The 6,913-nt window shown below is 68.8% G+C and carries 6 protein-coding genes and 3 pseudogenes; 8 read left to right on the top strand and 1 reads right to left on the bottom strand.

Annotated elements, in window-relative coordinates:
* From AC2W7K_RS09760 to AC2W7K_RS09730, 7 genes and pseudogenes are all read left to right on the top strand, one after another.
* A partial coding sequence (locus tag AC2W7K_RS09760) for a thiamine pyrophosphate-dependent enzyme (protein WP_486006088.1) occupies positions 1 to 414 on the top strand: 414 nt, incomplete at its 5' end.
* 55 nt (positions 415 to 469) lie between these two features.
* A complete protein-coding gene (locus AC2W7K_RS09755; protein WP_486006087.1) occupies positions 470 to 1,081 on the top strand; it encodes an acyl-CoA dehydrogenase family protein in 612 nt (203 codons plus the stop codon).
* Positions 1,060 to 1,635 (top strand): acyl-CoA dehydrogenase family protein, encoded by a 576-nt coding sequence (locus AC2W7K_RS09750; protein ID WP_486006086.1) that lies wholly within the window; start codon positions 1,060 to 1,062, stop codon positions 1,633 to 1,635. The genes AC2W7K_RS09755 and AC2W7K_RS09750 overlap by 22 nt, the downstream gene beginning before the upstream one ends.
* A 198-nt stretch (positions 1,636 to 1,833) precedes the next feature.
* Positions 1,834 to 2,460, top strand: a complete 627-nt coding sequence (locus AC2W7K_RS09745) for a superoxide dismutase (protein ID WP_486006085.1) — start codon at positions 1,834 to 1,836, stop codon at positions 2,458 to 2,460.
* Between the two features lie 159 nt (positions 2,461 to 2,619).
* Positions 2,620 to 3,165 carry a GNAT family N-acetyltransferase gene (locus AC2W7K_RS09740; RefSeq protein WP_344251725.1) on the top strand — a complete coding sequence of 182 codons (546 nt, stop codon included), beginning with the start codon at positions 2,620 to 2,622 and terminating at the stop codon, positions 3,163 to 3,165.
* 109 nt (positions 3,166 to 3,274) lie between these two features.
* Positions 3,275 to 4,014: pseudogene (gene dapB / locus AC2W7K_RS09735) on the top strand (4-hydroxy-tetrahydrodipicolinate reductase).
* Positions 4,014 to 4,462: pseudogene (locus AC2W7K_RS09730) on the top strand (tetratricopeptide repeat protein). Before dapB ends, AC2W7K_RS09730 begins: the two co-directional pseudogenes overlap by 1 nt.
* 45 nt (positions 4,463 to 4,507) lie before the next feature.
* Here AC2W7K_RS09730 and AC2W7K_RS09725 read toward each other — a convergent pair.
* Entirely contained in the window at positions 4,508 to 5,776 is a 1,269-nt protein-coding gene (locus AC2W7K_RS09725) for a heparan-alpha-glucosaminide N-acetyltransferase domain-containing protein (RefSeq protein ID WP_486006084.1), read from the bottom strand.
* 160 nt (positions 5,777 to 5,936) lie between these two features.
* Between AC2W7K_RS09725 and ypfJ the strand changes: the two are divergent.
* A pseudogene (gene ypfJ, locus AC2W7K_RS09720) lies at positions 5,937 to 6,814 on the top strand (KPN_02809 family neutral zinc metallopeptidase).
* The last annotated feature ends 99 nt before the right edge of the window (positions 6,815 to 6,913 follow it).

Here is a 6,913-nt window from a genome sequence, read left to right as displayed (position 1 = left end):
CGCATCGGACAGCCGGGCCGACCTCACCCAGGTCATGCAGCTCTACGTCGTCGTCGCCCTGCTCGCTACCCTCATCATCTCCGGTATCTCCTCCGTGCTCGCCCGTCGTCTGCTCTCCCCGAACTCGCCGCCGCCGTCCAGGACGAGGTCAGCCTCGCGCTCATCATCGTCGACAACGGCGGATACGGGGAGATCCGCAACGAGATGGCCGACCGCGGCGACGTGCCCACCGGCGTCGCCCTGCGCGGACCGGACTTCCCGGCCCTCGCCTCGGCGCTGGGGGCCCACGGAGTCCACGTCGACGGCGCAGAGGCACTCACGGCCGCCCTCACCTCGGCGATGGAGCGGACCGGTCCCACCCTCATCCACCTGTGGGAGGACTCCCGGGCGTCCGAGGACATGCTCGGCCGCTGAGGACCCACCCGACCCGACATCCACCCTTGCCGCCGGTGAGGGACGAAGGAGAGCTATGACCTACACCCCGTGGCCGCTCAGCGACGAGCAGTCCGCCGTCATCGACCTGTGCCGGACCTTCGCCGTCGAGCAGATCCGACCGGCGGGCCGCACCGTCGACGAGGCCGACACCGAATCGCCGGTCGACCTCTTCGCCGCGGCGGCGAAGCTCGGGATCACCGATTTCATGATCCCCGAGGAGTACGGCGGGGGCGGGTTCACCGACGTGTTCACACAGTGCCTCGTCCAGGAGCAGCTGTGCTTCGGGGATCCGGGGATCGGGAACTTCGTGTGCTCGAACGGCTTCTTCGCCGACCCCGTGCTCGCGCTCGGCACCGACGCGCAGAAGGAGGCGTGGCTGCGGCCCCTGACCGGGGAGAGCCCGAAGTTCACGGCGCTCGCGACGACCGAACCCGGCTCCGGATCGGACTCCGCGTCGATCATCACCCGCGCCGATCGGACCGACGGCGGATACCTTCTCAACGGGCAGAAGGCGTGGATCTCCAACGCCGGACTCGCCGACTTCTACGTCGTCTTCGCGAGACCGACCCTGCGCAGCGGGCCCGCGGGGTCAGCGCGTTCCTCCTTGAGAAGGACACCCCGGGCATGGAGTTCGGGGCGCCGATGAAGAAGATGGGGCAGCGGGCGATCGTGTGCCGGGAGATCTTTCTCTCCGACGCATTCGTGCCCGAGGACAACCGCCTCGGCGCGGAGGGCCAGGGGTTCTACGGGCTCATGCGCACCTTCGACATCTCCCGCGTCGTCCTCGGCGCCGCCGCCCTCGGCACTGCCCGGGCCGCCTACGAGTACGCCCGGGACTATGCGCGCGAGCGCGAGCAGTTCGGGACGAAGATCATCGACCATCAGGCGGTCGCGTTCCGGCTCGCCGACATGTCCTCGCGCATCGACGCCGCGTGGCTGCAGGTGCTCAACGCCGCCCGGATGATCGACGCCGGTGACGCGGTGCCGCGGGAGCGGGTGACCGCCGCAGCGGCGATGGCGAAGCTGGGCGCCTCGGAGACGGCGATGTTCTCGACGTGGGCGGCCGTGCAGACCCTCGGCGGCTGGGGCTACTCGCGGGAGCATCCCGTCGAGCAGTGGATGCGCGACGTCAAGCTCGAGGAGATCGAGGAGGGCACGAGCGACATCATGCGCCTGCTCATCTCGCGCAGCCTCCCGTGAGGGTTCCGCCCCGGGAGAACGGCAGTGAGACCGTCGCCGACCAGGCGCCCTGCCTGGTCGGCGAGCGGTTCGAGAAACCTCGGCGAGTCCCGGAATAGCCTGACCTAACCTTGTGTTGTTCGAGATGAGGCCCTGATATAGGGTCGAAAATGAAGCCGCCGGCCAAGGCGGGCATCAATTCTCTTCAGGAGGAATCTCATGGCTGAGCAGTACACACTTCCGGAGCTGCCCTACGACTACTCCGCTCTCGAGCCGCACATCTCGGCTCGCATCATGGAGCTGCATCACGACAAGCACCACGCGACCTACGTCAAGGGCGCGAACACCGCGGTCGAGCAGATCGCCGAAGCCCGCGAGAGCGGCAACCTCGCGAACCTGCCCAAGCTCATCCGTGACCTCTCGTTCAACCTCGGCGGTCACGTCAACCACTCGATCTTCTGGCAGAACATGTCCCCGGACGGCGGCGACAAGCCGGTCGGCGAGCTCGCGGCTGCGATCGACGACCAGTTCGGCTCCTTCGACAAGTTTCGTGAGGTCTTCACGACTGCAGCGACGACGATCCAGGGCTCCGGTTGGGCCGTTCTCGTCTACGACCAGCTCGGCGGCAACCTCTTCGTCGAACAGCTCCACGACCAGCAGTCGGACATCCAGCGGGGCGGCACCCCGATCCTCCAGCTCGACATGTGGGAGCACGCGTTCTACCTCGACTACCAGAACGTCAAGCCCGACTACGTCAAGGCCTGGTGGAACATCGTCAACTGGGAGGACGCCGGCGCTCGCTTCGACCGCGCGGTCAACCAGACCAAGGGACTGCTCCTCGGCTGAGACGCTCTCCTGAGCTGAGCGCGTGAGGCCGACGCGGGTCTCAGCGTTGACGCTCGCGCTCATCAGGCGGCCCGGACTTCATCACGGAGTCCGGGCCGCCGCTCGTTGGGCGGCTGAGCGGCTGAGAGGGGATCCGCGGGCGACCGGTAGGGTGAGCCCATGACTGCTCACCTGCGATCATGGTCGCCGTCCGACGCCGAGGCGCTCGCTGAGATCTACGCCGAGTCCGACCCCGAGCTGCAGCGCAACATCCCCGAGGAGCACACCGCGGCAGGGGCGAGCACATGGATCGAGTCGATCCTCACCGCCGAGGCCGACGGCACAGCGCGCGCCTTCGTCATCGTCGACGGCACGAGGATCCTCGGCAATGTCATGGCGACAGGGGTCGAACGACGCCACTCGACGGCGTGGATCTCCTACTGGCTGCGCCCGGAGGCGCGGGGGCAGGGCCTCGCCTCCTCCGCGCTGCGCACACTCGTCGACGTCCTCCACGACGACCTCGGCGTCTATCGCCTCGAACTCGGGTACCGCGTGAACAACCCGGCCTCCGGAGTCGTCGCCGCGGCCGCCGGGTTCCTCGTCGAGGGACGTGAACGGCAGCGCCTCGACTACGGCGGCGTCCGCTACGACACCGAGGTGGCTGCGCGGCTGAGCGGGGACCCGCGGGCGCCGGGCGGACGGCTGCCCATCGCCGGCGGCGAGTGACGGACCGCCTCGGTGCGGTGACGACCTGAACGACCGACGGCAGCGGACTCGCTAGACTGGCCTGCGGGCGAAACTGCCCGCAGATCACCGTCGGAGGAAGCGAGCGCACATGAGGGTAGCCGTCATCGGAGCACAGGGACGGATGGGAGCCCAGGCCGTCCAGGCCGTCGAGGAGGCCGAGGGCCTCGACCTCGTCGCCGCGCTCGGCAGCTCGGATCCGCTGGAGACGCTCACCGACCTCGACGTCGACGTCGCCGTCAACTCACGGTGCCCAAGGCCACCGAGGACAACGTCCGGTTCCTCGTCGAACACGACATCGACACCGTCGTCGGCACGACCGGGTGGGATGCCGACCGGCTCGAGCGGCTCACCGCCCTCCTCGCCGACCACCCGGACACGGCCGTCCTCATCGCCCCCAATTTCTCGATCGGGGCGGTGCTCGCCATGCGCTTCGCCGAGGTGGCCGCCCCCTACTTCGACTCCGCCGAGGTCGTCGAGATCCACCATCCCCGCAAGCTCGACGCCCCCTCGGGCACCGCCGTGCACACCGCGCAGCGCATCGCCGCTGCCCGCCGCGACGCCGGCCTGCCTGCCGTTCCCGACGCCACCGAGACCGACCCCGACGGCGCCCGCGGTGCGGTCATCGACGGCATCCACGTCCACGCGATCCGCCAGCTCGGCATGACCGCCTCGGAGGAGATCCACTTCGGTGCCGCCGGCGAGGCCCTGACGATTCGGACCGATTCGTTCTCCACCTCGGCGTTCATGCCCGGCATCATCACCGCCGTCCGTGCGATCGGCGATCGGACCGGGCTCCTGCACGGCCTCGAGAGCATCCTCGACCTCTGATGTCGAAAGCGAAGATCGGGGCGATCATCGTCTCCGTCGTGCTCGCGTTCTACTTCGTCCTCATGGGACAGCGGGCGTGGATCCTCCTGCGCGAACCCGAGCTCATCCCCAAGCTCATGGGCATCGCCCTGCTCGTGCTGCCGATCGTCGGCGCGTGGGCGCTCATCATGGAGCTCCTCTTCGGTTCGCGGATGGAGCGGCTCGCGAAGATCCTCGAATCCGAGGGGGGACTGCCGTCGACGATCTGCCGCGCACGCCCGGCGGCCGGATCGTGCGGGAGGCCGCCGACGAGGCGTTCGCCCAGTACCAGTCCGAAGCCGACGCCGCACCGGATGACTGGCGCTCGTGGTTCCGTCTCTCGTGCGCCTATGACGCGAGCGGCGACCGGCGCCGTGCCCGCGCGACGATGCGCAAGGCGATCTCGATGGAGAGAGCCGGGCAGGCGTAGGCGCTCTGCCTCCGGGCGGTTCTGCCGCCGGCTCGGGGGCGCTGCCTATCGCCGGTCCGGGGGACCCGGATGCGCCGGCGGATCGGGATGCGCCGGGGGGTCGGGGTTCGCCGGGGGACCCGGGTTCGCCGGAGGATCCGCCCGGTGCGCCGGAGGAGCCGCGGCCGCGGTGCCCGGTGCCGCCTCGGCGCCCTGACCATTGCCCGCGCGTACCGGACTCACCGCTTTGACGAGGGAGGCGATGACGCCTTCGAGCGGACCGCGCGGACTGACTAAGACCTTCCAGACGATCGCGAGGATGATGAAGGTCAGGGCGTGGATCGCGTACTCGGTCGTGATCTTCGCCGGGTCGGCCTGCTCGATCATCGGCGCCGGCTGGTAGAAGGGGTGCGTGATCTCGACGAGGACGACGTGGGCGGCGTAGACGGTCAGCGGCATCGATCCCGGAGCGCTCAGCGGGGCGAGCAGCCACGACCGCCGGCCGAGCAGGATCGCGGCGGCCTGGAGCACGGCGATCGCGGCGAGCGAGGTGCCGGCGGTGGAGATGAGATCGAACGGGGTCGCCGAATGCGGTCCCGCGATCGCCAGCCACCACCACGAATCCGGTGGTGTCACCCCGTAGCTGTTGATGAAGAGCGCGGCGTTGAGGTCGGCCCCTGAGGTGGCGGCGAGGGCTTCGAGCTCGGCGCGGCCGCCGGCGACGTCGAGGAGGAACCACGAGCCGCCGCGGCCGATGGCGAAGAGGGCGACTCCGGCGAGGAAGAGGGCGGTGAGGTGCCGGCCGATGTCGATCTTCGCGACCGCCATGCCGAGGAGGATGTAGGCCATCCACTGGAGGATCGGATAGTAGCCGGTGAAGACGAGGTCGGTGAACATCGGGCCGAGCGCCCCGAGATCGAACCACGACATCGCCGAGTACGAGGTCTCGAGACCGTACGTGCTGCGCACCCACATCGACACGAGCGGGCTGAGGGCCATCCACAGCCCCGCGAGCGTGAAGAGCGCCCACGGCCGCAGGCGCAGGAAGAGCAGCGCGATGGCGAACATGACACCGTAGTTGACGAGGATGACCGCGAGGTTCGTCGTGATCGCTCCGAGGAAGAGCCCGACGACGATGATCGACGCCGCCCGCACGAGGACCCCGGGCGCCACATCGCGGAGACGACCGGTGGCCTCAAGGGTGCCGCGGGTCGAGAGGACGAGCGAGCAGCCGGCGAGCACCGCGAAGAGCGCCGAGGCGCGACCGGAGAAGATCGCCGCCCACGTCGGGTCGCCCATCTCATCGGTGAGGGGGAAGATGTGGGTGACCATCATGTCAGCAGCGCCAGTCCGCGGGCGGCGTCGAGACCGACGAGGCGGCCGGGCGGACTCAGTCTGCTGACGAACCGCGCCGAGGCGGTCGCCGGTTGAGTGCTCATGGAACGATTCTCACATGTGAGCCCCCTGGGCCGGGTGTGAACGGTATGTTAATGCCATGACCTTCAATCCGAATGCTGACATCAGCTCGAACCGGACGAGTCGTCGCGGACGCAACACGGCGATCGCCGGCGGCGGTGTCGGAGTCATCGGCCTCCTCGTCTTCCTCGTCGGGCCTCTCCTCGGCGTGGACCTCAGCGGGTTCATCGACATCCCGCGCTCGAGAGCGGCGGCGGAGGGAACATCTCCAACGAAGCCGCGATGGCCCAATGCGACACCGGCGCCGATGCCAACAAGTCGACCGACTGCCGGATGGCCGGAGCCCAGGTCGTCCTCGACGACTACTGGTCGCAGCAGGTCGAGGGATACACGCCGCCGCAGATGACGATCGTCGACGGGCAGACGTCGACGCAGTGCGGCACCGCCTCGAACGCCGTCGGTCCCTTCTACTGCCCGCCCGAGCAGGGCGTCTACATCGACCCGACCTTCTTCGGCGTGATGCGGGATCGCTTCGGCGCCTCCGCCGACGAACTCGCCCAGCTCTACATCGTCGGCCACGAGTGGGGTCACCACATCCAGAACATCACCGGGACGATGGACCGGTACCCCAACAACGGCACCGGACCCGAGAGCAACGGTGTCCGCACCGAACTCCAGGCCGACTGCTATGCCGGTGCTTGGCTCGGCGACGTCACGACGCTCACCGACGACAACGGCACCCCGTACCTCGAGCCGCCGACGCAGACGCAGATCGACGACGCCCTCAACGCCGCCTTCGTCGTCGGCGACGACTACATCCAGGGGCAGTCGGGCATGGTCAACCCCGAGAGCTTCACCCACGGGACGAGCGAACAGCGCCAGCGGTGGTTCACCGACGGCTACAACAAGGGCCTCGGCAGCTGCGACGCCTTCGCCGTGCCCGGCAGCCAGCTCTGAACCAACCAGTTCTGAGGCAGCCGCGAGTGCCCCTTCCCCAGTTATCCATACCGTGATATGAATTACTGGTCGGCTTCACCTCGCGCATCGATCAAGGAC

The sequence above is a fragment of the Brevibacterium sp. LAARM2_SD2 genome (assembly GCF_057364785.1).
The sequence above is the reverse complement of the archived record's forward strand: the minus strand, read 5'-3'. Positions and strand labels throughout refer to the sequence as shown.